This is a genomic window from Pseudoduganella sp. OTU4001 (genome assembly GCF_038440195.1).
Lineage (GTDB): Bacteria > Pseudomonadota > Gammaproteobacteria > Burkholderiales > Burkholderiaceae_D > Rugamonas.
In genome coordinates, this window is sequence record NZ_JASATG010000003.1 from 34796 (window position 1) to 59176 (window position 24381).

Consider the following 24381-nt stretch of genomic DNA (forward strand, 5'->3'; position numbering starts at 1 on the left):
TACAGCGCACACAGGTTTCGCGCGACACGGTTCCGCGCGGAAATGAGTCCCCATTTCGCGCGCCGGTTCCTTCACAATTCCTATGCTTTCTGCAAGCGTCGTCGCCGCAATAGAAGATAGGCCGCCGGCACCACGAACATCGACAGCAACGGTGCCGTGATCATGCCGCCGACCATGGGCGCCGCTATCCGTTGCATCACTTCCGATCCGGTGCCGCCTCCGATCATGATCGGCACAAGACCCGCAATGATGACGGCAACCGTCATGGCCTTGGGCCGGACCCGCATCACGGCCCCTTCCATGATCGCCGAAAGCAGCCCAGGTTCATTATGTTGCGGGCGCGGCTCCCAGGCATGCTTGAGGTACAGGATCATGATTACGCCAAACTCGGCCGCAACACCTGCCAGCGCAATAAAGCCAACGCCCGAGGCAACCGACAGGTTATGCCCCAACGCCCATAACAGCCAGATGCCTCCAGCCAAGGCGAAGGGCAACGTCGCCATGATCAGCAGCGCCTCATCGACGCGCCGGAAGGTCAGGTACAACAGCACAAAGATGATTAGCAACGTTGCGGGCACCACCACCTTGAGCCGCGCCGTGGCGCGCTCCAGGTATTCGAACTGGCCAGACCAGGATATGGAATACCCAGGTGGTAAAGTGACTTGACTGGCGACCACCCGTTGCATCTCACGTACCGCCGAGCTCAAGTCTCGTCCGTGAATGTCAACGTACACCCACCCAGACAGACGCGCATTCTCGCTACGCAGCATGGGCGGACCGTCACTGATACGCACAGAGGCCACATCCGATAGACGCAACTGCGCGCCGCGTTCCGTCAACAGGGGCAAGTCGCGCAGGCTTTGCAACGAATCGCGCAACTCGCGTGGATAGCGCACATTGATCGGGAAGCGCTGCAACCCCTCAACCGTCTCGCCGATATTGTCGCCGCCAACAGCACTGGAAATGATGCTTTGCACCTCGTCGATATTCAGGCCATAACGTCCTGCCGCCCCCCTGTCGATGCTGATATCCACATAGCGCCCGCCATTGAGCCGTTCCGCCAGAGCGGAGGAGACGCCGGAGACTGGCTTTACCGCCTGCTCAATCGCGCTGGCAATGCGGTCGATCTCTTGCAGGCTGGTACCCGCGACTTTGATCCCGACCGGACTCTTGATCCCGGTCGCCAGCATGTCGATGCGGTTCCGGATCGGCGGCACCCAGATATTGGCCAGTCCCGGGACTTTGACCACGCGGTCCAGCTCCGCCACCAGCTTGTCCGGTGTCATTCCGGCCCGCCACTGGTCGCGCGGCTTGAACTGGATGGTGGTCTCGAACATCTCAAGTGGCGCCGGGTCGGTCGCCGATTCGGCGCGGCCCGCTTTGCCGAACACACTGTGCACCTCCGGCACCGTCTTGATCAAGCGGTCGGTTTGCTGCAGCAGCTGCTGCACTTTGCCTGCCCCCAGGCCGGGCAATGCCGACGGCATGTACAACAAATCCCCTTCGTCCAGCGGCGGCATGAACTCGCCACCAAGATGCAGCAGGGGCCACAACGACAACACCGCCAGCGCGGCGGCCAGCGCCAACGTCGCTTTAGGCCAGGCCAGCACCCGCACGAGCAGTGGTCGATAGGCGGCAATCAGCCAGCGGTTCAGCGGATTGGCATGCTCATCCGGTATGCGGCCTCGAATCAAGTATCCCATCAAGACCGGAATCAAGGTTACCGCCAAGCCTGCCGCCGCCGCCATCGCGTAGGTTTTGGTGAAGGCCAGCGGTGCGAATAACCGCCCTTCCTGGGCTTCCAGTGTGAACACCGGCACGAAGGACAGCACAATGATCAGCAAAGAGAAGAACAGGGCCGGCCCCACCTCCGCCGCCGCCACGCCGATCACCCGCCAATGCTCTTCACCTTCGAGAACACCGTCTGGGTGTGCATGGCGCCACGCTTCGATATGCTTGTGCGCGTTCTCGATCATGACCACCGCCGCATCGACCATGGCGCCAATGGCAATAGCAATCCCGCCCAGCGACATGATGTTGGCATTCACACCCTGGTAGTGCATGATGAGGTATGCCGCCAGGATGCCAAGTGGCAGCGACACAATCGCTACCAGTGCGGAGCGCAAGTGGAACAGGAACAGCGCGCACACCACGGCGACCACAACGAATTCTTCCAGCAGCTTGTGCTCCAGATTGGTCACCGCGCGCCGGATCAGGTTAGAGCGGTCATACACCGGCACGACCTCGACCCCGGATGGCAGGCTGGCCTTCAACGCGGCCAGCTTCCCCTTGACGGCGTCGATGGTCTCCAGGGCATTCTTCCCCGACCGCATGACCACCACGCCGCCCGCCACTTCGCCCTCGCCATTGAGGTCGGCGATCCCGCGCCGCATTTCGGGGCCGAGCTGAATCGTCGCTACGTCGCCCAGCCGCACTGCCACACCAGATTCGCTGGCACTCAGGGGAATCTGACGGAAGTCGTCCAGCGTGCGCAGGTAGCCCGACGCACGCACCATGTACTCGGCTTCCGCCATCTCCAGCACCGATCCACCAGTCTCCTGGTTGGCGCGCCGGATTGCCTCGATCACCTTGCCGTGCGTAAGGTTGTAGGCCCGCAGCCGCGCAGGATCAAGGACAACCTGGTACTGCCGCACCATGCCGCCCAGGCTCGCCACTTCGGCTACATTGGGTACCGCCTTCAACTCGTACTTGAGGAACCAGTCCTGCAAGGCGCGCAGTTGGGACAGGTCATGCTTACCGCTGCGGTCCACTAGCGCATACTCGAAGACCCACCCAACGCCGGTCGCATCGGGTCCCAGAGATGCACGCGCCTGCGCGGGCAGCCGCGCCTGTACCTGGTTCAGGTATTCCAGCACGCGCGAGCGCGCCCAGTATGGATCGGTACCGTCTTCGAAAAGCACATAGACGAACGAATCACCGAAGAAGGAGTAGCCGCGCACGGTGCGTGCCCCTGGCACCGACAGCATCATGGTCGTTAGCGGGTAGGTCACCTGGTTCTCCACGATTTGCGGCGCCTGGCCCGGATAGCTCGTGCGGATGATCACCTGCACGTCGGACAAGTCAGGTATCGCATCAAGTGGCGTGCGTTGCAACGCCCAGACACCCCACCCCGCCAGCATTGCCGACGCCAATAGCACCAGGAAACGGTTGCGGATCGACCACAGGATCAGTTGGGCGATCATTTGCGTTCTCCATGCTGGTGCGCGTCGCCAGCCGCGACGGGCGCCATCTGTGTTACCTCAAAGCTGCCGTCGGCACGCTGGACAAAGCGGAAGGTGACCCGCGTTCCAGCTGCCACACCAACAGGTACACCGCCGCGCGGCAGCTTGAACCCCATGGTCATGGCAGGCCACTTCATCGTGGCGATGGGGCCATGCGATAGCGTGATCTCTTCCTTGTCGATCGATTCCACCAGCCCTTCCCCCTGGTGCGTCATGGCAGTCACGGCGCCTTCCATGCGCTGGGTGCTGCCTTTCAGGCTCGCTTCCGAGTCAATCAGGAACTGACCCGAGACCGCAACCTTCTGCCCCTCCTGCAGCCCCGCACGGATTTCCGACTGACCGTTGGCTTCAGCACCCAGTTCCACCTGCACCGGCGCGAACTTGCCCGCGCCCTGCTCCAGCATCACCACGCTACGCGTGCCGGTACGGATCACCGCCTCCGTTGGGACCAGCAGGACCGGCGCCGCATTGCGCGCGGCAAAGTCCATCGTCACGAACATTCCCGGCATCAGGCGTCCACCCGGGTTGGACAGGACGATCCGGGCGCGCACCGTACGCGTAGCCGGGTTAACCTCGGGCAGGATGGCCGCAACTTTACCGCTCAACTCCTGCCCTGGCTCTGCCGTTGTACGTGCCGTCACCTTGCTTCCAGGCGCCACCCGGGCCAGCACACTTTCCGGCAGTTCCGCGTTAACCCAAACCGATTCCAGGCCGTTGATGCGGTAGAGCGGCGCCCCCATGGCGACAGCCATGCCTTCGCGCACCAACAACTCGGTGACTACGCCGCTACTCGGCGCTGTCAGCGTCTGGCGCGTCTGCACGCGCCCTCCTGATTCGACCTGTCGGATCTGCTGCTCTTGCATCCCGGCCAGGCGCATGCGCTGCCGCGCCCCGTCAATCATGGCGGCGCTGGCGGACTGCATTTGCCGCACGGCGAGGAACTCTTCCTGCGCGGCGATCCATTCAGGCATCGTCACTTCCGCCAACGCCTGCCCCTTGCGCACCAACTCGAGAGGACTGCGCACGAGTACCCGCTCCACGAATCCATTGGCACGTGCCTGCACGACCGTCACGTCCTGTTCATTGAAGGCGACATTACCGACGGCCGACAGCGCCTGCGGCAGCGCTGCGCGCGTCACGGCGACCGTACGCACGCCCAGGTTCTGCTGTACCCGCGGGCTGATGCTGACACCCCCGCTATCGCCCGCGTCGTCGGAATACACAGGCACAAGCTGCATATCCATAAACGGCGACTTGCCGGGTTTGTCGAATTTCTGGCCAGGGACCATTGGGTCATGCCAATACAGTGGTTTGCGTTCGCCTGCCACTGGCGCAGCAGCAGACGCGGCCGACCGTTTGCCGAGCTGGTAGGCACCGAAGACGCCAGCGACTGCCAGGATGGCAGCGATCGCCAGCGCCAAAACTACGTTTTTGTTTGTCATGGATTGACTCGCTTAAGAGTTACAGCGCCGTCCTGCGCCGAAGCCGAGATGGGAGCGATGAAGGTCAGCTGCGCCCACACTCGCGCGTTTTCACGTTCCAGCTGTAGTGCCTGCAGGCGCAGTTCGCTTTCGGCGCGCTGCGCCGAAAGCACGTCGACCAGGCTGGCCTTGCCGCCCCGGTACGCCGCTAGTACCGAAGCGGTGCGTTCGCTGGCCAACGGCACCAGCTCCTGCCGGTAGCGTGCGATCCGGGTGCGCCCCGACTGCCATTCAGCCAGTTGGCCCCGTACTTCGGCGATGTGTTCGCGCAGGGCTTCGTCGCGCTCGGCTTGCGCCTGATCCGCCTCCGCCAGCTTGGCCGATGTTTCACGATCCTGGCGCCGCTTCCGGTCCCACTGGAGGGGCACCGACACGCCAAACGACACCATATTCGGATAACCGGACCCGCGTTGCTGCAGCGCGATCTCCACGCTCCAGTCGGCGTGACGGTTAGCGCGCGCCAGTTCCGCCTCGGCCTGGGCCAGGTCGGCCTGCCGCGCCAGCACGGCCACCTTGGGATGGTGCGCAAGCGTCACGTCAAGCGATCCCGGGTCGATGCTGACCGCACTCGTATCCGGCTCGCCTGTCAGTACCGTGTCTACGGGCAGGTCCGTCCAGCGCGCCAACATGATGGCTGCAGAACGCGCCTGGCCTTCCAGTTCGGACGCGCGGTTTTCCAAGGCAAGTAGCGCGACACGCGCCTCCAACACCGATGCCGGAGTGCTGCGGCCACCTCGGAACGCCGCCTGGGCTGCGGCAATCTCGTCGCGGGCCTGCCTCGTCTGCTCCGTCAGCTCACGGAGCATACGGTCGAGGTAGTAGCGGTCCAGCCACGCGATCGCCGTATCGCGCTCAATGGCAGCCGTCACGACGGCAGCTTCCGCCCGGCTTCGGTCGGCTTCGCGCGCGAAACGGAGCGCGCGCCAGCGCTGCTTCTCACTGCTCGTGAGCTCCTGCATGATGCCGATCCTTCGCATGGTCATGAAGTCTGCCCCCAGCTTGAAGCGCTCGGGGCCGCCTACGGGAAGATTGTCGATACCAGCCTTCAGGACGGGATCAGGTAACTGCGCGGCAGCCACGGTCATATCGTCGGCAGCGGCAATCGCATGGCCGCGAGCTGCTAACTGACGTGAGCGCTCAAGAGCGCGCGCCTGCGCTTGCGCCAACGTCAGCGACCGCGGCGCCGCTGTCGCCATGGTGGCTCCAAAAGCGAGCAAGCATGCGAGCGCCACTCGTCGCCGCAGCGACAAATTGATGAGGGAAAACATGAAACCTCCAGATTGCAATTAAAATATCTACGCGTAACCCGCACGGGCCGACGCGATGTCAATTCAGGCAATCAGGAAGTCAAATTCGGAAACAGCAATGCGCAATGGCAATAGGTGGGGCGACTTGCCGTCCCCAGTCAGGCGGTGCGACTGCACCGTAGAAAGGTATCGGTGTCCAACTTGCTGGTGTGACATGGCCTGCGAAGTCAGCCGCAAAGAAGGGCAATACCAGCGGCGCATCAGGTTTGTCCAGCGATTGTTTCGCCGCCTGGTCGACAGCTTTCGCCTTGCAAAGACTCGGCTGGCTGGCGTCCATGCCAGCGCAATTGACACCAGCCGCTGCCAGATCCCCACCTTTCGGGCAGCTATAGGACGCCACAGCCAACTGCATGAACAGCAGACTGAAGAGCGTCACCACTGCGGCGACAAATCTGGATCGACGGCACATCTTCATGGCGCGATCATATCCCTGTTCGGTGCGCCTTTCAAGTCCACCGGCTTGCCAGCGTGCCTCAGTCGCAGCGCATTGGTAATCACTGAGACCGAACTGAGGCTCATCGCCAAGGCTGCGACCATGGGCGACAACAGCATGCCATTCACTGGATACAACAAACCGGCAGCGAGCGGAATCCCAAGTGCGTTGTAGACAAAAGCAAAGGTCAAATTCTGCCGCATATTGCGCACCGCATCCGACGAAATTGCCCTGGCACGCGCGATGCCGCGCAGGTCGCCCTTGACCAGGGCAATGTGGGCGCTGTTGATCGCCACGTCCGTCCCAGTACCCATCGCTATGCCGACATCTGCTTTAGCCAGTGCCGGCGCATCATTGATACCGTCCCCTGCCATTGCCACCACGCATCCCTCACGCTGTAGTTGTTCGACCAGCTGAAGTTTATCTTGCGGCTTGACTTCCCCATGTACCTCTCCGATGCCAAGTTGCTGCGCGACCCAGCGCGCTGTGGTCGGGCCATCTCCGGTCGCCATGATAACGCGGACGCCCAAGCCGAGAAGAACCCGCAACGCTTCATAAGAGCTCTCCTTGATGGGATCGGCAACCGCCAAAATCCCAGCGAGTTGCTTGTCGACCGCCAACAGCATGACGCTGGCACCACGCCCGCGCAATAGTTCGGAAGCTTCGCCAAGCTCTTCCCACGGCACGCCATCAGCGTCCATCATGGCAGAGTTCCCAAGCGACAGATACTTGCCCTCGACCTCGCCGCGCACACCGATGCCACTCGCCGATTCAAACTGCGACGCTGCCGCCAGCGCGAGACCTTGGGCTCGCGCATACGCCACGATGGCATGCGCCAGTGGATGTTCGCTGCCCTGGTCCAGGCTGGCGGCCAGACGCAAAACCTCCGAATCCTGCCACCCTGGCGCAGCCACGACGGTATCGAAGACGGGCTTGCCCTCGGTCAGCGTGCCTGTCTTGTCCACGATCAGCGTGTCTACCTGGCGCATGCCCTCGATGGCAGCCGCATCGCGAAACAAGATACCCAGGGTCGCCGCGCGCCCGGTCGCGGCCATGATCGACATTGGTGTCGCCAATCCCAAAGCGCAGGGACACGCGATGATCAGAACCGCCACAGCATTGACGAAACCGAATACCCAGCTAGGTTGCGGGCCGAAAAGGCCCCATACCGCGAGCGTCACGAACGCGATCACTACCACCGCCACGACGAAGTAACCTGCCACGACGTCGGCCAGGCGCTGCATTGGGGCACGCGAGCGCTGCGCTTGAGCGACCATGTGCACAATTTGCGCCAGCATCGTTTCCCCACCGACGCGTTCCGCCCTCATCACCAAACTGCCGCTGGTATTCAGGGTGGCGCCGACCACCTTGTCTCCTGGGTGCTTCGTCACTGGCAGCGGCTCGCCCGTCAGCATCGATTCGTCGATCGCGCTGTCGCCGCTGACGACGGCTCCATCCACGGGCACTTTTTCCCCCGGACGGATGCGCAACAGGTCGCCGACATGGACGTGTGCAAGCGGGATGTCATCTTCCGCACCATCATCCCGAATCCGCCGCGCCATCTTAGGCGCCAAACCCAGCAGCGACTTGATGGCCGCCGACGTCTGAGATCGCGCCTTGAGTTCAAGTATCTGACCCAGCAAAGTCAGTGATACGATCACCGAGGCGGCTTCAAAATAGACTCCAATTCGCCCGTGCTCCATGAATGACGGAGGAAAAATGCCAGGCATCCAGGTCGCCAGGACGCTATATCCAAATGCCGCCAACACGCCCACGCCGATCAACGTCCACATATTCGGGGCCAGATTACGGACCGATGCCACGCAGCGTACCAAAAACGGCCAGCCCGCCCATAGCACGACGGGCGTCACCAGCGCCAGTTCGATCCAGCTTTGACCAGCCAAGCCGTGCGGGAAGAGTCGTGGTCCGAGCATCGCCAGCACCGTGACGACCACCGTCAAGGGCAGCGTCCACCAGAAGCGCCGCACAAAGTACTTAAGCTCGGAATCGCCTTCTTCATCGAGCAGTGGCAGCACAGGCTCCAACGTCATTCCGCACTTGGGGCAATTTCCGGGCGCGCTTTGGCGCACCTCGGGGTGCATCGGGCATGTATAGATCGTTGCGCTAGCTTCCACTAGTGTCCGCCTCCCCCGAACTTGCGTGCCAGCCAGGTGAATGTGAATCCCATCGCAAAGGCCCACAATCCCATCACCCAAGCCGCACTGAAGTAGGAACGCCAATTGTAGCCTTGTCCAGGCATCAGCCGCGCAAAGTCCATGCCGTGGAACAGATCGCTCACAAATGCGACGAAGGCATCGGGCCACCAAAGGGCCGCCACTGTGCATAAGCTATAGAACAGCAGAACTGTCAGGGCTAGAGCGCATCCACTCGCAACGGGTTTCATGATCCACTCCATTGTCGCCCGATGGAAGGAACGAACGCGGGCGTGACCCGTGCGTACTCGCGGTAGATGTCACCGAAGACCGCCTCCGCATCGCGCTCTTCGGCATGCGCAAGACGCATGTACACAACGACCAGAACCGGGAACATCAGAAGGGTTAACAATGTCGGCCATTGCAGCAGGAACCCGAACATTATCACGACAAACGCGACGTACTGCGGATGCCTGATCCGTGCATACAATCCTGTTGTCGCGAGTCGGCGTTCTTGTTGCGATTTGAACAAAACGTTCCATGCGGATGCCAGCATGATGAATCCGCCAAGAATCAACAGATTGCTGATCAGGTGGAATGGGCCGAAATGCGGATTGAGACGCCAGCCGAACGCGATTTCCAGCAAGTGCCCGGCATCATGAGACAAAAAGTCAATGCCCGGGAAGTGGCTGGACAGCCACGGCATCAGCAGGTAGATCGTCAGTGGGAAGCCGTACATCTCCGTGAACAACGCTACGATGAACGCTGAAAAAGCGCCCAGCGAGCGCCAGTCGCGGCTGCTACGCGGCCGGGAAAAGCTGAAAGCGAAGATGATAAAGATGGCGGCGTTCAGAGCGACCAGCGTCCACAAGCCATAGGCGTCGTCATGTTTCATGGCAAGTGTTCCTTGCGATTGTGCGACTCGGATTCCATTTCTACGCCATGACCCACATGGCCAACGTGGTGGCCGTGATGGTGAAATAGGTGCATGAGCGGGCACGCGAGCAGCAGCAAATAGGGTAACACTCCCATCAAATGCGCACGATGTTCCGACCAGAGGAAGAATGCAGCGACTGCCAGGAAGCCATACAGCACCCACCGGGCACGCCTGCGCGGTGCATTGTTCATCATGACCTCCTAATGTCGCTCTGTCCTGCAGGCGTCCTTCATCATTCGATGCTCGCTTAGCATCTGCTCCATCATTTGCTGCATGAGCGCCTGGTGCTCGGCAATCCATTGCTCGTGCTCCTGCATGGACATTTCTTTTGGAGGCTTCATTGAGCGCATTTGATTGATGGCATCCTCCATCATCTTCATGTGCTGGGCCATGAGGTCACGCTGTTCGGCGCCTTTTGCTGCTTCCGCAGCGGCGAGCTTTTGCTTGGCTGCCGCAGCCATTCGCTGTGCAACGCGCATGGACTCATCCGGGCCGGCAAACACGCTGCCAGAAGCGAGGGCAAGGCTAATCATTAACATCCCGGCAGTTCGTGTACTCATGATGGATCTCCTAAGGTTTAGTGCGGCTGCTTTGAACGGGTCTTCGGTTCGAGCCTAGTTCTTCGTGTCGCCTGCCGATGCCGATTTGCCAGCCCCACTGGCTTCCGGCTTCTTCTCCTTGCGAGACTTCCTCTCCGGCACCCACAAGCCTTTACCATCGCGCATGTGGTTGTGCGGCGTAACGGTGGACTTCTTTTCTTTGTCAGCTTGTGCAGGGGCGGAGGACTTCACATCGGACTGGGCTGACTTTTCCTTCGGAGCGTCCGCGCTCGAGGCTGGAAGTACTGTGACAAATGCCAGAGAGGCGACGATCTGGCTAAGGATTAGGCTGAGGTTGGTTTTCATCATCACTCCTTTACGGTTACGCGGGAAAGATCTGGAATCACCTTACCCCCCGCGAGCGCGACTAACCATGATATAGATCATTTTTTACATTCAAGTCACTTTCTTCTGAGAGGACCTGAGCTTGCGCCGTCCCACCTTCCATGCTTCCAGCACCAACAACGGTACACTCCCTATGGCGAAGGACAACAGGCAATCCTCAATCGACAAAGGCGCAATCTGTAGCGCCGCCTCAAAAGCAGGCACATGATGAATTAGCAATTGCGCTATGACCGAGGCCACCACGACCGCAAATAGGCGCCCATTCGTAAGGAAGCCAAGCTCAAAGATGGTCTTGTCCGCGCTACGGGCACCAAATGAACGGAACAGTTCTCCAAACACAAGGCTGGTGAAAGCGAGATTGCGCGCCTGTTCCAGCCCCCGCGCCTCCAGCGCCCAGGCAAACACGGCAAGAGTCAATCCAGCCTGCATGAACCCTACCAGCACGACTCCCACCCACTCCTGTCTCCCGAGAAGCGGATCGGTGGGCCGACGTGGCGGACGTGATAACACCGCAGGATCGGTTGGTTCGGCTGCCAGCGCCAGGGCCGGCAAGCCATCTGTCGCCAAATTGATCCAGAGGATATGTAGTGGTAACAATGGGAACGGTAAGGCCAGTAGTGCCGCGCCAAGCATTACTGCCAATTCCCCCACATTGCCCGCCAGCAAATACGCCACGGTCTTCCTGATATTGTCAAAGATCCCTCTGCCCTCCCGGAGCGCGGCGACGATGCTGGCAAAATTGTCGTCCGTTAAGATCAGATCAGCAGCCTCCCGTGTCACCTCCGTTCCAGTGATTCCCATCGCGATCCCGACATGCGCTTCTCGCAAGGCGGGCGCATCATTCACCCCATCACCGGTCATCGCCACCATGGCTCCTCGCGCCTTCCACTCCCTGACAATACGCAGTTTGTCCTCTGGGGTCGCACGCGCGTGCACCCAGTCGCGCGCGCTTTCATCGGGCCGGATGATTCCCATTTCCAGCGCAATTGCTTTGGCCGTTACTGGGTGATCTCCAGTGATCATGACGGTCCGCACACCTGCTTGCTGAGCTTGGGAAACGGCTGCGATTGCTTCAGGCCGTGGGGGATCAGAAATGCCAACCAGACCCAACACGGTCAGTTCTTCCTCCCGCGCCATACGTCCCGTGGCAATTGTCAGAACGCGTAAGCCGCGCGCCGCCATTGCCGTCGCCGCCTCCACGACTCCTGGAGGCAAATAGGTCGCCTGCTGGAAAACAGATTCCGGTGCGCCCTTCACGTAAAGGATGCCATCGGATCGTTGAATGGCCATGCGTTTCCTGGACGAATCAAACGGCAGCACCGCCACTCTAGGGACATCCGCTTCGAGCGCTGCCCGCTCGATTCCCTGTTCCCGGGCCGCGATCAGCAGCGCGACTTCCGTTGGATCACCCACCCCGCCGCCACTTGGCGCCAGTTCCGCGTCGCAACAAGCTGCCGCCGCAAACAGCAACGCACGCTTGTCTTCGGCCACGACCTCTCTTACGCTCATAGCGCCAGCAGTCAACGTCCCTGTCTTATCCGTGCAAATGACGGTTGTACAACCAATTGTTTCGATCGCATGCAGCCTGCGGACCAATACCCGCTGCACCGACATGCGCTGCATCCCTAGCGCCAAGGCGATGGTTACGACCGCCGGCAGGCCCTCAGGGACAGCGGCAACCGCCAGGGAAACAGCCGATATGAGCACGTTCTGCCACGACTGCCCCTGCACCAAACCCACTAGCGCGACGACAGCGACTACAGCCAAGCAGAGCCCAATTAGCAAATGGCTCAGTTTCTCGAGTCTGGCCTGCAATGGTGTTGGCCCCTCCGACACGGACTGCAGCAGCCGTGCAATCTTTCCCAGTTCCGTGCGCGAACCTGTTGCAATGACCACTGCCGCGCCGGTTCCGCCGACGATTGAAGTGCCCATGTGCACTGTGTTATGCCGCTCGGCCAAGGGCGTGGAAGGGCTGTCCGGAGTCATTGCTTTTTCCACAGACATACTCTCGCCTGTGAGCGACGCCTCGTTCGCTTCCAACGCATATGAAGCGGTAACCCGGGCATCTGCCGCCACAATGTCGCCTGCTTCCAACAACAGAATGTCGCCAGGTACGACGTCTGCTGCAGGGATCAGTGAACTCGCGCCATCACGCAACACTCGCGCGCGAGGCGCAGTAAGCGACCGCAACGCAGCCATCGCCCGTTCCGCCCGATACTCCTGAAAGAAGCCTACTAGACCGTTAATAACGAGGATGCACGCGATCGCTATCGCATCGAGCCACTCGTCCATCGCCCAAGAGATGGCACTAGCCAGCACCAGCAAACCAATCAGCGGGCTCAGGAACTGGTCAAGCAGTAGTCGCCAAGGCGACTTTGGCTGTTCTTTTTCCAGCTCATTGCGGCCACATTCAACGAGACGCCGTGCTGCCTCCATTTGGCTCAATCCCGTTTCCTCAGGCACCCTTGCGGTGTTCATTGACCTTCTCCAATTCTCACGTTTTCCGGGCGCCATTGATGACGACGCCATAACGTATAAGCTGCTGGCAGCACCAGCAGGGTCAGAATCATGCAAGACAGCAGACCGCCAACTACCGGCGCTGCCGTGCGTGCCGTAAGGTCGGCGCCCACGCCACCTTCCCAAAGCAAAGGCAACAGGCCGAGCACCGTGGTAGCGACGGTCATCACCAGTGGTCTAACGCGGCTCGAAGCGCCATCCAGAACCGCTTCGTCGATATCACTTGCCTGGCGAAGCCGCCCTTCCTGGCTGTAGCGCTGATAGGCCTGGTCCAAATAGACGATCATCACGATTCCAGTCTGGCCCGCTACGCCGCCAACAGCGATCATACCTACCCAGACAGAGGTCGAAAGGTTGTAGTCCATGATCGACAGCAGCCACACGCTGCCGGCTAACGCGAACGGGATCGACAACAGAACGAGCAAAGTCTGTTGCCAACCACGTAGCGAGACATACAGGAGTCCAACAATCAGCACGAAGGTAATCGGCAACATCACCAGCAGCCGCTCCTCCATCTCTTGCATGAACTCGTACTGTCCCGTCCATTGCAGACGATAGCCCGGGGGCAGCGTCAAATTTTCCGCCACGATGCGCTTGGCGTCGCTTACCCAGCCGCCAATATCGCGCTTGCTACTATCGAAGTCGGCGAATACAAATCCAACCAGTACGCCCCCCTCATCCTTAATCATGGGTGGGCCGCTCACAACACGAATTTCGGCCAACTCCCCTAGGGGCACGGTTGGACCCAGTACACGCCCCGCATCGACCGGGTCATTGTTTCCAACACCCTGGGGCATGCCGCCCTGCCGCATGTTGGCCGCCGCCACTGTACCCGCGCCTGCGGCGCCGGACATCCCATACATTCCCCCTGCCGTACCGCCGGCGGCGGCCAGCGCTGGCGCGGCAGACGAGACGCCGCGTCCACCTTGCTCTGGAAGTACGCTAAATGCAGCGCCACTGACCGCAACTGGGACCAGTAACGCCTTGAGCGCAGCCGGGTCGGAGCGGAAGTCGGCGGCATACCTCGCATTCGCAGAGAACCGCGAACGCCCCGCGATCATCGTCGATACCGGCATGCCGCCTACTGCCGCTTCGACGATCGAGTGCACGTCGGCCACCGTTAATCCGTAACGGGCGATTGCGTCTCGCCGAGGAATGATGTCAATGTATTCGCGCCCGGTCTGGCGTTCAGCGAACGTACTGCGGGTCCCCGGTACAGTCCGCAGGAGCCCTTCGAGCTGCAAGCTCAAACGTTCGATCTGCACAAGGTCGTCGCCAAGCACTTTGACACCGACTGGGGTACGTACGCCGGTAGAGAGCATGTCGATGCGGGTCCTGATTGGCGGCGCCACCGCGATCTGGTATCCGGGCATTTGGAGAGCGCTCGCGATTTCCGAAGACAATTCGTCCAGGGTAAAGCGCCGCTGCTTGGGCCAAATCGCTTCGACCATGGGTGTAAAGACACCGAGACGACGATCCGCATGCCAACGCTTGGCGGGCCGCATTGGCCATTGCTCACGCGGCTTTAGCACCACTGTGATTTCGTTCATATCCAACTGGGCGGGATCGGTCGCCGTCTCGGCGCGGCCTGTTTTTCCATGGACAGAGAGGACTTCCGGAAAAGCCTTGATCGCACGATCCTGTTCAATCAATGCGCGCCTGGCTTCCTCGATCGAGATTCCTGGGAACGTGGTCGGCATGACCAACAGCGAACCCTCATTCAGGGGAGGAAGGAACTCCGTACCCAGCTTCATAAACATCGGAATTGTCGCAATCACCACAATCGCCGCAGCCGACACTACGGCGATACGCCACTGGATGACCTTGCGTGCAATGGGCCGAAAGGCGCGCGACAGCAATCGGTTAACGGGATGCTCTTCCTCGGTGCGAAAGCGACCGCGCAAGAGCAGCACCATCAGTGGCGGCGCCAACGTGATCGAGAGCACCGCCGCAGCGAACATTGCCACGGTCTTGGTATAGGCAAGCGGATCGAACAGGCGCCCGGCCTGACCGGTCAAGGCAAAGATCGGGAGGAAGCTCACCGTGATGAGCAGTAATGAATAGAAGATGGGACGTCCCACCTCCTGACACGCTTCGATAATGATGCGCTTGCGGTCGGCGTCCGGACCGGCAGCGGCCAGCCGCACGTGTGCGTTCTCGATGAGCACGATCGCCGCATCGGCCAACTCGCCTACGGCAATGGCAATGCCACCCAGCGACATGATGTTGGCAGTCAGCCCCAGATAACGGAATGCTATGAACGACAGCAATACGGAAGTCGGCAGGATAATCATGGCGATCAATGCTGAGCGCGCATGGAACAGGAATACCAGGCAAACCGCCGAAATGATCAGACCCTGCTGCAACAAGGTCTGTACCAGGCTGTCGATTGCGCCCTCAATGAGCTCTGAACGGTCATACGTCGGAATGATTCGCACTCCGGAAGGCAACGCCAATGCCGCAATCTGCGCCTTGATCGCCCTGTTTACCTGGAGCGCGTTAGAGCCGATCCGCATAACAACGATGCCGCCCACCGCCTCGCCTTCGCCATTCCAGTCAGCAGCGCCGCGCCGGATCTCCGGGCCGTACTGCAGCGTCGCGACATCACGAAGTCGAACCGGAATCGCCCCTGGCCCCAGTTTGACCACGCTTTCCTCAAGATCCTGCAGGGACTTGACATAGCCCCGTCCCCTCAGAACGTACTCTCGGCCCGCCATTTCCAGAACGCGCGCACCCACCTCGGAATTCGCCCCTTGCACAGCCCGTGAAACATCGCTCGGCGTCGCCCCGTATTGCAGCAGCTTCTCGGCGTCCATCAGGACCTGAAACTGCCGCTCGTACCCGCCCAGGGAGGCCACCTCCGCAACACCCGCGACGGCTTGCAGCGCGGGCCGGATCGTAAAATCCTGCAGTTCGCGCAAGCGGGCCAGATCGAGCTGCCCCGAATCGTCCTTAATGACATACTGAAATACCCAACCGATCCCGGTCGCATCGGGTCCCAACTGGGGCGCCACATCGGGTGGCAGCGCGGCCCGTGCGCGGTCGATTTGCTCCCCGACACGCGTTCGGGCCCAGTAGATGTCCGTCTTATCCTTGAAAATGACATAGATGAAGCTCATGCCAAACATGGAATAGCCGCGAACGGTGCGCACTCCCGGGGTGCTTTGCAACGCTTTTACCAATGGATAGGTCACCTGCTCTTCCACCAGATCCGGTCCTCGTCCCATCCATTCAACGAACACGATCACCTGTGGGTCACTCAGATCCGGCAGCGCATCGAGCGGTGTTTTCTGTATAGAGTTGACCGCCCATCCTGCCAACAGCAGGACTGCCGCGAACACACTCCAACGATGGGTCGCGCACCAGCCAATGATCCGCTCAATCATGCTGGTGCTCGCTTTCTGTCTTTACCGTTTTCTCAGGAGCTGGCCGATTCGTACTACTTCCATGACCACCGTGGGTAGCCTGCCCACCAGAACCGCGCAGGCGACTCTCCGAATCAAGCAAAAATACACCTGATACGACGACCATGGCCCCCGGCTCGATCCCATCCAAAATTTCGATCTTCTCACCGCTACGGCGACCTACCCTTACCCGGCGCGGAACATATTTTCCATCAAGCGCCCGTTGGTAGACATACTGCGCCTCGCCCGTGTCGACCACCGCCTCGCGCGGCACCGTCAATGCCTTCCGCGCCGGCGCTTTGATGGCGGCTGTCCCATACATGCCTGGCCGCAGCAACCCGTCCGTGTTTTCTAGGGCGAAGCGCACCTTCAACGTCCTGCTCTCGCTGACCATCGGTTCGATGAACTCTATTTTTGCGGTTCTGGACAGCTGGCCGAACTGGAGTTGTGCAACCTGTCCAATTCTCACCCAGTCCGTGGCAGCCACAGGCACATCGGCAATGGCCCAGACCCGCGAGAGGTCCAGGATCACAGCGATCTCAGTCGAAGGATCCACTGCGGTTCCAGCCGCCACGCCGCGATGCGCCAGGATGCCACTTCCGGTCGCGTAAAGCGTCACTACCTTGCGAGCCTTGCCAGTGGCTTCAATGCCCTCGATCTCACGCTCGCTCATGCCGAAGAATTTGAGCCGGGTCCGTCCGCTTTCGACCACCGCGCTGGGCGGGCCAACGAATGCACGCGCCGCCAGATGGTCTAATTGCGATGCGTAGAGCTCTTGCGAGAAGATGTCGATAATCGGCTGCCCGGCTTTGACGCGCTCACCAGTGTTTGGCACATGCAGCTTCTCAACCCAGCCGCTGACCCTGGTATGAATATGGAAGATGCGCGATTCATCAGGAACGATCGTCGCGGCCGCACGCTGGTCTTCAACGCTCTCCTCCAGGGTCGCCGGCGCAGCCCTCAGCCCGATACTGCGTTCCTGCCCCTGAGGCAAAGTCACCTCCGCGCGGCCATTGTTTGCCGCAGTCCCATGGGCCGGCTGTGGTGCGGGCGCCGACGTGGCGTGCCTCGTTTCCGGCCACCAGCGCGCCAGCACTAGTGCGAAGACCAGCCCGCCAACGAATGCTGCAAACAATTTCAGCTTAGCGTTCAATTGGATTCTCCAGCAAAACTTCCGACCGCGTTCATATAGCGCGCCCACGCCACGCCGAGCGCACTCTCTGCCATCGCAGCGTCCTCCTCGACCTGCCAACTGGCCTTAATGGCTTCCAGTGCATTTACCAAAGGCGCCCGCCCGCTGGCGTACTCTGCCACTGCTGGCGCAATCAGCCTTTCGGTGCGCGGCACAATATCGGCACCAACGGTGTCCAGGCTAGTGACAGCTCCGCGCAGAGATTCGAGCGCAGCGATGGTCTCTCCCTCGATCATCCTCAACATACCCTCGCGGTCGGCTTCAGCCATGCTCTGCATGGCGCGGGCCTCCCCTACGCCAGCCTTAAGGCGGTCGAACCAGATCGGCACGCTGATGCCAACCATGAGCATGTAGCCCTTCCCACCAGCCATGGTATCGGCCTTACCGACACGGACCATCGCCATCGGCTTGTACATGGATTTCATAACCTCGACTTCGGCACGGCTGCGCGCGATCTCCGCCTGGCTGATCTGGACGCCGGGGTGGTTCTGCAGGGCTTGCTCCAGCGCAGAGGCCGTGCTGGGAACATTGCGGATCTGCCTGAGCAACCGCTCCGTGTCCAGTGGCGGGACTGCCCTGCCGGTTGGCTGTCCAATGGCTGCGTTGAGCATCGCCTCTGCAGACCGGGTCTCGGCCTGCAACAGTGACTGGCGATTGCGAAGACGCGCCGACTCCGCCTCCAACCGCAGTACGTCAAGTTGGCCCCCGCTTCCGGACGCATGGCGGGAAGCGGCCATACGTGTCAGCTGTCCTACCAGCACAACCTGCTTATCGAGGATGCCGACCATACGTCTTCGCTCGTGCAGCATGAAGAATGCCGATGCCACTTCAGACTGGATTTTCAGCAGAACCTGCCGCGACTCTCCCTCTACACGTCCAACATCGGCTTCCGCCGCGGCGCGCTTATGGGAACGAATATGTGACAGTGGGAAGGATTGCTCGATGCTCAAGCTACGGTCAGAGCGCATCATCTTGTCCACCGGCTTATGGTCGATGGCTGGCGTGATCACGGGATCATCCAGCGCCGACACCACGACCGGGCGCAAGCGCGCCGCTTCGATGCGCGAGGACGAGGCCTTAAGTTCGGCCCGGGCTTGGCGCGCAACGCGGAGCGCATCCGTCAGCTCGAACGCTTGCCCAGGCGGTGAGGCGTTCGCGGTCTGCCCCGAGTATGCCGGAAAGAACAATGCTACCGCCACGATCCAGGCTATGGACCCGCGATTGGAGCCTCCGATGGGTTTCTTGCGCATAGCTCGCTCCGGTTCTTTTTTTGCGTTTTATGGGCCATGTTAGGCGGCCGCCACGTCCCACGGGAATGATCTAGGTCAAATCAGCGCCCCCTGGTGACCGATTGCATGGCCAGCGCCAAAGCTTCGGAAATGTCAATGCCGGCACACGCATGCTCGATAGTGTTGCAGCCGACAATCTTCGCCACGCCGCAGGCGCTCAGCGCAGCGAACGCATCCCCGGCAAAGATAGGATGCACCACGGCGCACACCGCCGGTGGCAGCGCGGTGGTCTTGAGGTGCGCTACCGCCGCCATCATGGTGCGCGCGGTGGAGGCAATATCATCCACCAGAACAGGGGTATGCCCATGCCAGCGCCCGATGTCAGGCACCGAGACCTCTACGTCGCGGTCACCGTGGCGGGTCTTTTCCAGCACCGTGAACGGGCACCCAACTGCGCTGGCCACCTCTTCGGCCCACTGTTCACTCTCGGCGTCCGGCCCGATCACTAGTGGCTTGTCCAGATTGGCGCCAATCCAACGGAAGATGGCAGGCGCGGCATGTGCAACTCCAGTGTTGATGGGGTAGATCTCATCAAGTGCGCGAATTCGGTGAAGGTGGGGATCCACCGTCACCAGCCAGTCGACCGCAGAACCAATCAACGTGGCGACATGATGCGATGTAATGCCTTCGCCATCATTGAAAACTGCGTCCTGTCGCATATAGGCAAGATAGGGCGAGACCAGGCCAATACGCGTTGCGCCGATCTCGCGCGCGGTTTTGGCAGCCAGATACAAGGCAATGAGTTTTTCGTCAGGATGGACCAGCGTGCAAACGAGCGCAACTTCCCGTCCGACAACTGGCGTCTGGTAACGAATGTAGGACTCGCCATCCGGGAAACGGCGTGCTGTCAGAACACCTATCTCCCATCCCAACGCTTTCGCCAGCAGGGAAGTCATATCCTCATTTCCAGGCATCGACAACAGCAGGGGATTGCCCATCATCCCTCCGTCACGGCAACGACGGCCGCAATCGATTCACCGTAAAGACGCGCGTACTCAAGTTCACCACGGGATTCCGCGTGAATGGTGAACAGCGGCTCCCCAACCTCAACCGCCCTTCCAACAGGACAATGCAGATATATGCCTGCCGCCGCGGACTTGGGTGCGCCGGCCAGTTTGGCGATGCGGGCTAACTTGCGATTGTCAATACTGTCGACGCGTCCCCTGTGCGTGGCCCGCATCGCGTAAGTGAATCCCGCCACGGGCGGTTCCCGCATTCCCCCTTGCGCCGCGCAGATTGCCTGGAACTTGCGCCACGCCGCGCCACTATCCAGCACCCGCTGTACGAGCTCTTGCGCCTCAGCCGCTGGGATCAGCTTGCCCATCGCTACAATCGACGCAGCGAGCAGCAGAGCCCTCTCTCGCAAGTCGCGCGGAGCTTCAGTCGCCCCATTCAAGACCGCCAGCACATCGCGGGCCTCCAGCGCTGGTCCTATCCCGCGCCCAATCGGCTGCGTGCCATCAGTGACCAAGCCGCACACGGTTAATCCAAAAGCGTCACCCACCGAGCGTAGCCTGGACACCAGGCGTTCGCCAGCCGCACTCGTACGTACTTTGGCGGTGGGGCCGACAGGGATATCCACCAGAACGTGGGTAGAACCGGCCGCGATCTTCTTGGATAGCACGGACGCCACCAGTTGGCCGTCGCTATCGAGGTCCAACGGCCGTTCCACGCGGATCAAGATATCATCGGCCGGACTCAAGTTCACCGCCCCGCCCCAAACGATGCAGCCACCTTCATCCCAAACGACCCTCTGTATCTGTTCGATCCCAAGCTTGACTGGTGCGAGGGTTTCCATTGTGTCGGCCGTCCCGGCCGGCGAAGTGATCGCACGGGACGACGTTTTGGGAATTGTCAGGCCGCAGGCGGCGACGATCGGCACTACGAGCAAAGTGGTGCGGTTGCCAGGCAGACCGCCAACGCAGTGCTTGTCGACAATGGGCGCGTCTTTCCAGCTAAGCCGGCTTCCGGCATCGACCATGGCGCGTGTCAGCGCGATCATTTCCTGCAGGTTCATGCGATCGCCGGCGCATGCTGCCAGGAAGGTGGCCATTTCAATATCGGAGTAGTTACCTGCCACCACGTCGCGCACGATGGCCCCTGCCATCGCATCATCCAGCGGCGTGCCGTACAACTTGCCCCGTACATGCGAAAAAGAATGCAGGGGCTGGAGGTGAGCCACGCCGACCGTAGCCCCTTCGCAAGCCCCCAAAGCGCGCCATGCAGCCTCGGACAGTCCTGCTTCACCTGGCGCAATGATCGGCGTTCCCACCACGTTAAGCGTGGCAATGATGCGGCGCTGCCGATACCACACCTCAATGCGCGACTTTGCCTCAAAGCCTTCCGACTGGCAAATATGGCAATCGTCCCGCATATAAATGACCGGCTCCTGATAAGTGTCGATATGCATGCGCCTAACTTGCAATGTCGGCATGCCAGTCTCGCTGGGCTCCGCGCCTGCACCGCAAGCTTCAGTCATCGTCGACACCTTTTCCCTCCTCCCCCATCTCTGCGACGTCGCCATACTCGGGAACCTGGCATGGCCAGCCCAGGTCTTGCGATATCCGCGCACGCAGCGCTTCGGCTGCCTCGGGCTCACCGTGCGTAATAAACAGCTTCTTCGGCGGCATTTTGAAATGTGCCAGCCACGACAGCATCTCGTTGCTGTCGGCGTGCGCAGAAAGGTTGTCTATTTCCAGAACCTGCGCCCGTACCGGGACTAATTCGCCATGGATTTTGACCGTATCCGCCCCCGCCACCATGCTGGCACCACGGGTGCCGCCGGCTTGGTGACCAACAAAGATCACGGTATTGCGTGGGTTGGATGCAAAGGCCTTCAGGTGGTGTAGTACACGTCCACCTGTCGCCATACCGCTTGCCGCGATAATCACCATCGGGACTCGCTTTTGCAGCAGGGCCTTCGATTCCTCTACCGAGTTAATGATCTGGGCGGCGTGACACATGGCGTGGCATTGCTGTTCGGTTAGACGATGGTCCTTGCGATGCTTGTGATAAATAGCCGTGGCGTCCTTGGCCATTGGACTATCGAGGTAGACAGGCAGGACAGCGGGAATGGCTCTCGACTCCTTGAGCAGGTGAAGGTAGTACAACAAGGACTGGGCCCGTCCAACCGCGAAAGACGGAATAACTACCACACCGCCGCGGTTTGCCGTATCGCGAATCGCATAGCCAAGGGGAACCATCGGATCGCGATCGGAGTGCACGCGATTCCCGTACGTCGACTCCACGACAAGGTAGTCGGTATGTTCGATCGGCACCGGAGGCATCATCAGGATGTCGTTTGATCGGCCCAGGTCGCCCGAAAACGTCAATATGGTCGCGCCGTCATCGATGGCGACAGTTGCAGCGCCGAGTATGTGACCTGCATGGCGCCAGACCGCGCCAAGCCCACCTGCCACGCTCACGCGCGTGTCGAAAGCCACCGGGGAAAAGGATTTGAGCGCGTGTTCAGCGTCCTGCTGGGTATACAGGGGCAAGGCAGGTGCATGCTTGGAGAAGCCATGGCGATTTGCGTAGGCAGCATCTTCTTCCTGCAAGTGTCCGCTATCGGGCAAGAGAATCTTACACAGGTCATAGGTCGCTTCGGTGCAGTAGACTTTCCCGGAAAATCCCTGCTTGATCAACAACGGCAAATACCCGCTGTGGTCAAGGTGCGCGTGCGTCAACAATACGGCATCCAGGCTGGAAGGTGCGATAGGCAAATGCTGCCAATTGCGCAGCCGGAGCTGCTTGTAGCCCTGAAAAAGGCCGCAGTCGACAAGAATTTTTGCTCCACCGCCCGATACCAGGTATTTTGATCCCGTGACCGTCTTCGTAGCACCTAGAAATTGCAGTTTCATGCTTCCCTCCCACGCCCGAAGGCTGCACAGAGTTACAACAAAGTCGCAAAGACCGGCAACGCGCCCGCCATCAAAGCCATAGCGTAGCCCCGCATCACCAACTGACCGAGCGCATTCCCGCCAGCGAAGAGCGCGATCCCGATCTTGGTCAGCATATTTGCCAACACCGCAATGCACAGCGCGATCAGCGCGACATCAAAGGCGATGGCCCCCGTTCGGAAGATGCGAGCAATCGATATGACGATCGCATCCACATCCAAGACTCCGGACAGGGCGGACACCACAAATACACCGCTTGCACCGAGCCACTCTTTTGCTGCTGGCACCGTCACCGCCATCACGGCAAGGAATGCACCAAATACCAGTGCAGTCGACAAGTCAAAAGCTTCGATTGGCGCCCCGTCTTCAACCAGAGGTGGTTGCTTCAACGCGTTCCGCCAATGCCAAAGGCCAATAAGCAGCAATACAACGCCAGTGGTGCCTAAAGCCAGGCCGAAAGACTTCAGTAGGCCTGGCGCGATCGTTGCAAGCAGCACGAGCATGCGAAAGAACATAACCCCGCAGGCTGCTAACGCGCCTGCCCCTGCCACGCGGGACAAGGCCGGCTGTTTGGCCGCCAAGCGCGCGAGGGATAGCGTTGCCGCCGTCGACGACGCTAATCCTCCCAGGACACCAGTGAAAAACAGACCGCGCTCAAAACCCGTTATGCGCATCAAAAAGTGTCCGGCCAGGGATAGTCCCGCAATCAATACCACCGCCCACCATAACTGATAGGGGTTAAGCGCGCCATATGGTCCATATCCCGCATCCGGCAGATTGGGCAGTATGACCACCGACAACACCAGCATCTGCAATGCAGCTACCAGCTCTTGTTGTCTAATCAGCCGGAGCCAACGATGTAAAGTGGACTTCAGGTCCAAAAGTATCGCCGCGACCACCGATGACGCCAGCGCCACGGCGACATGCCCATGCATCGCTGCCGCTCCCAACAAGAGCGTCAGGAGCAGTGCCACAGCGGTGGTGATGCTGAGATCTCCGGTCGCCCGCGCCGCTTCCCGAAAAGAGACGGCCAATAAGAGCGAGAAGCCCAATATCGCGGCCGGCAGAATCCAGGCGTTGAATGCGTTGGCCATCAAGACCAGAAGACCGCCCAGCAATCCGACCAGCGAAAAAGTACGCAACCCGGCCACACGGCCACCCTCTCCCCTCTCGCGCTGGCTCCAGCCCCGTTCGATACCAATGACAAGCCCCGTGGCCAGCGATGCCAATAGATTCACCGCATCGATCGAAGAAGAGGCTACATTCATATTGAAAGTAAATGGATAGCAGTCACGTCCATGCGCCATCATACGACCGAAAAAATTACATCTGGAGAATAGTTGAGGCAGCGGTGGAGGGACTGTTGTTCCTTAAGCCTAGTTACGGACAATTTGATTCAGATCATCCTCGCACTGACATATAAAGGGCTAGGCTTGGAAGGCGACCCAGTTGCGGTCGTCCCGGGCGGGCTCTCGTCGTTTACGCTCTTGAATCCGAGGCTCGGCTTTCAAGTCACCTACAATTTCGACAGCTTCCTGTCGGTTATCAGTAGCGGCCGCACAAAAGTGGACATCCTCCAGCTA

At 60.4% G+C, this 24381-nt stretch carries 18 protein-coding genes; all 18 read right to left on the reverse strand.

Annotated features, from left to right (window positions below; all coding sequences use genetic code 11):
* Positions 1-80 precede the first annotated feature (80 nt).
* Positions 81-3203 carry an efflux RND transporter permease subunit gene (locus AAHE99_RS03690; protein ID WP_342114527.1) on the reverse strand — a complete coding sequence of 1041 codons (3123 nt, stop codon included), beginning with the start codon at positions 3201-3203 and terminating at the stop codon, positions 81-83.
* Positions 3200-4684, reverse strand: coding sequence for an efflux RND transporter periplasmic adaptor subunit (locus AAHE99_RS03695; RefSeq protein WP_342114530.1), 1485 nt, complete (start codon positions 4682-4684; stop codon positions 3200-3202). Before AAHE99_RS03695 ends, AAHE99_RS03690 begins: the two co-directional genes overlap by 4 nt.
* Positions 4681-5991: a TolC family protein gene (locus AAHE99_RS03700; RefSeq protein ID WP_342114532.1), complete on the reverse strand. Its 1311-nt coding sequence runs from the start codon at positions 5989-5991 to the stop codon at positions 4681-4683. Before AAHE99_RS03700 ends, AAHE99_RS03695 begins: the two co-directional genes overlap by 4 nt.
* 79 nt (positions 5992-6070) lie before the next feature.
* Positions 6071-6445 (reverse strand): hypothetical protein, encoded by a 375-nt coding sequence (locus AAHE99_RS03705; protein ID WP_342114535.1) that lies wholly within the window; start codon positions 6443-6445, stop codon positions 6071-6073.
* A complete protein-coding gene (locus AAHE99_RS03710; protein ID WP_342115012.1) occupies positions 6442-8565 on the reverse strand; it encodes a copper-transporting P-type ATPase in 2124 nt (707 codons plus the stop codon). Before AAHE99_RS03710 ends, AAHE99_RS03705 begins: the two co-directional genes overlap by 4 nt.
* Before the next feature lie 32 nt (positions 8566-8597).
* On the reverse strand, positions 8598-8867 hold the full coding sequence (locus AAHE99_RS03715; protein WP_342114537.1) for a DUF5676 family membrane protein: 270 nt from the start codon (positions 8865-8867) through the stop codon (positions 8598-8600).
* Entirely contained in the window at positions 8864-9511 is a 648-nt protein-coding gene (locus tag AAHE99_RS03720; protein ID WP_342114538.1) for a methyltransferase family protein, read from the reverse strand. Before AAHE99_RS03720 ends, AAHE99_RS03715 begins: the two co-directional genes overlap by 4 nt.
* Complete coding sequence (locus AAHE99_RS03725) at positions 9508-9747, reverse strand: DUF2933 domain-containing protein (protein WP_342114540.1); 240 nt, start codon at positions 9745-9747, stop codon at positions 9508-9510. Before AAHE99_RS03725 ends, AAHE99_RS03720 begins: the two co-directional genes overlap by 4 nt.
* A 6-nt stretch (positions 9748-9753) precedes the next feature.
* Complete coding sequence (locus tag AAHE99_RS03730; RefSeq protein WP_342114542.1) at positions 9754-10113, reverse strand: hypothetical protein; 360 nt, start codon at positions 10111-10113, stop codon at positions 9754-9756.
* 54 nt (positions 10114-10167) lie between these two features.
* Positions 10168-10461 (reverse strand): hypothetical protein, encoded by a 294-nt coding sequence (locus tag AAHE99_RS03735; protein ID WP_342114544.1) that lies wholly within the window; start codon positions 10459-10461, stop codon positions 10168-10170.
* Between the two features lie 87 nt (positions 10462-10548).
* Positions 10549-12975, reverse strand: coding sequence for a cation-translocating P-type ATPase (locus AAHE99_RS03740; RefSeq protein WP_342114545.1), 2427 nt, complete (start codon positions 12973-12975; stop codon positions 10549-10551).
* Positions 12972-16400 (reverse strand): efflux RND transporter permease subunit, encoded by a 3429-nt coding sequence (locus tag AAHE99_RS03745; RefSeq protein ID WP_342114546.1) that lies wholly within the window; start codon positions 16398-16400, stop codon positions 12972-12974. Before AAHE99_RS03745 ends, AAHE99_RS03740 begins: the two co-directional genes overlap by 4 nt.
* Positions 16393-17571 carry an efflux RND transporter periplasmic adaptor subunit gene (locus AAHE99_RS03750; RefSeq protein WP_342114547.1) on the reverse strand — a complete coding sequence of 393 codons (1179 nt, stop codon included), beginning with the start codon at positions 17569-17571 and terminating at the stop codon, positions 16393-16395. The genes AAHE99_RS03745 and AAHE99_RS03750 overlap by 8 nt, the downstream gene beginning before the upstream one ends.
* Positions 17568-18860, reverse strand: a complete 1293-nt coding sequence (locus AAHE99_RS03755) for a TolC family protein (protein WP_342114548.1) — start codon at positions 18858-18860, stop codon at positions 17568-17570. The genes AAHE99_RS03750 and AAHE99_RS03755 overlap by 4 nt, the downstream gene beginning before the upstream one ends.
* An 80-nt stretch (positions 18861-18940) precedes the next feature.
* The gene (locus AAHE99_RS03760) at positions 18941-19840 is read right to left on the reverse strand and encodes a ribose-phosphate pyrophosphokinase (RefSeq protein WP_342114550.1); all 900 of its coding nucleotides are present in this window, start codon (positions 19838-19840) and stop codon (positions 18941-18943) included.
* Positions 19837-21333 (reverse strand): thymidine phosphorylase family protein, encoded by a 1497-nt coding sequence (locus tag AAHE99_RS03765; protein WP_342114552.1) that lies wholly within the window; start codon positions 21331-21333, stop codon positions 19837-19839. Before AAHE99_RS03765 ends, AAHE99_RS03760 begins: the two co-directional genes overlap by 4 nt.
* Positions 21334-21370: 37 nt before the next feature.
* Entirely contained in the window at positions 21371-22759 is a 1389-nt protein-coding gene (locus tag AAHE99_RS03770) for an MBL fold metallo-hydrolase (protein WP_342114554.1), read from the reverse strand.
* A gap of 32 nt (positions 22760-22791) precedes the next feature.
* Positions 22792-24108, reverse strand: coding sequence for an MgtC/SapB family protein (locus AAHE99_RS03775; protein ID WP_342114556.1), 1317 nt, complete (start codon positions 24106-24108; stop codon positions 22792-22794).
* Positions 24109-24381: the final 273 nt, after the last annotated feature.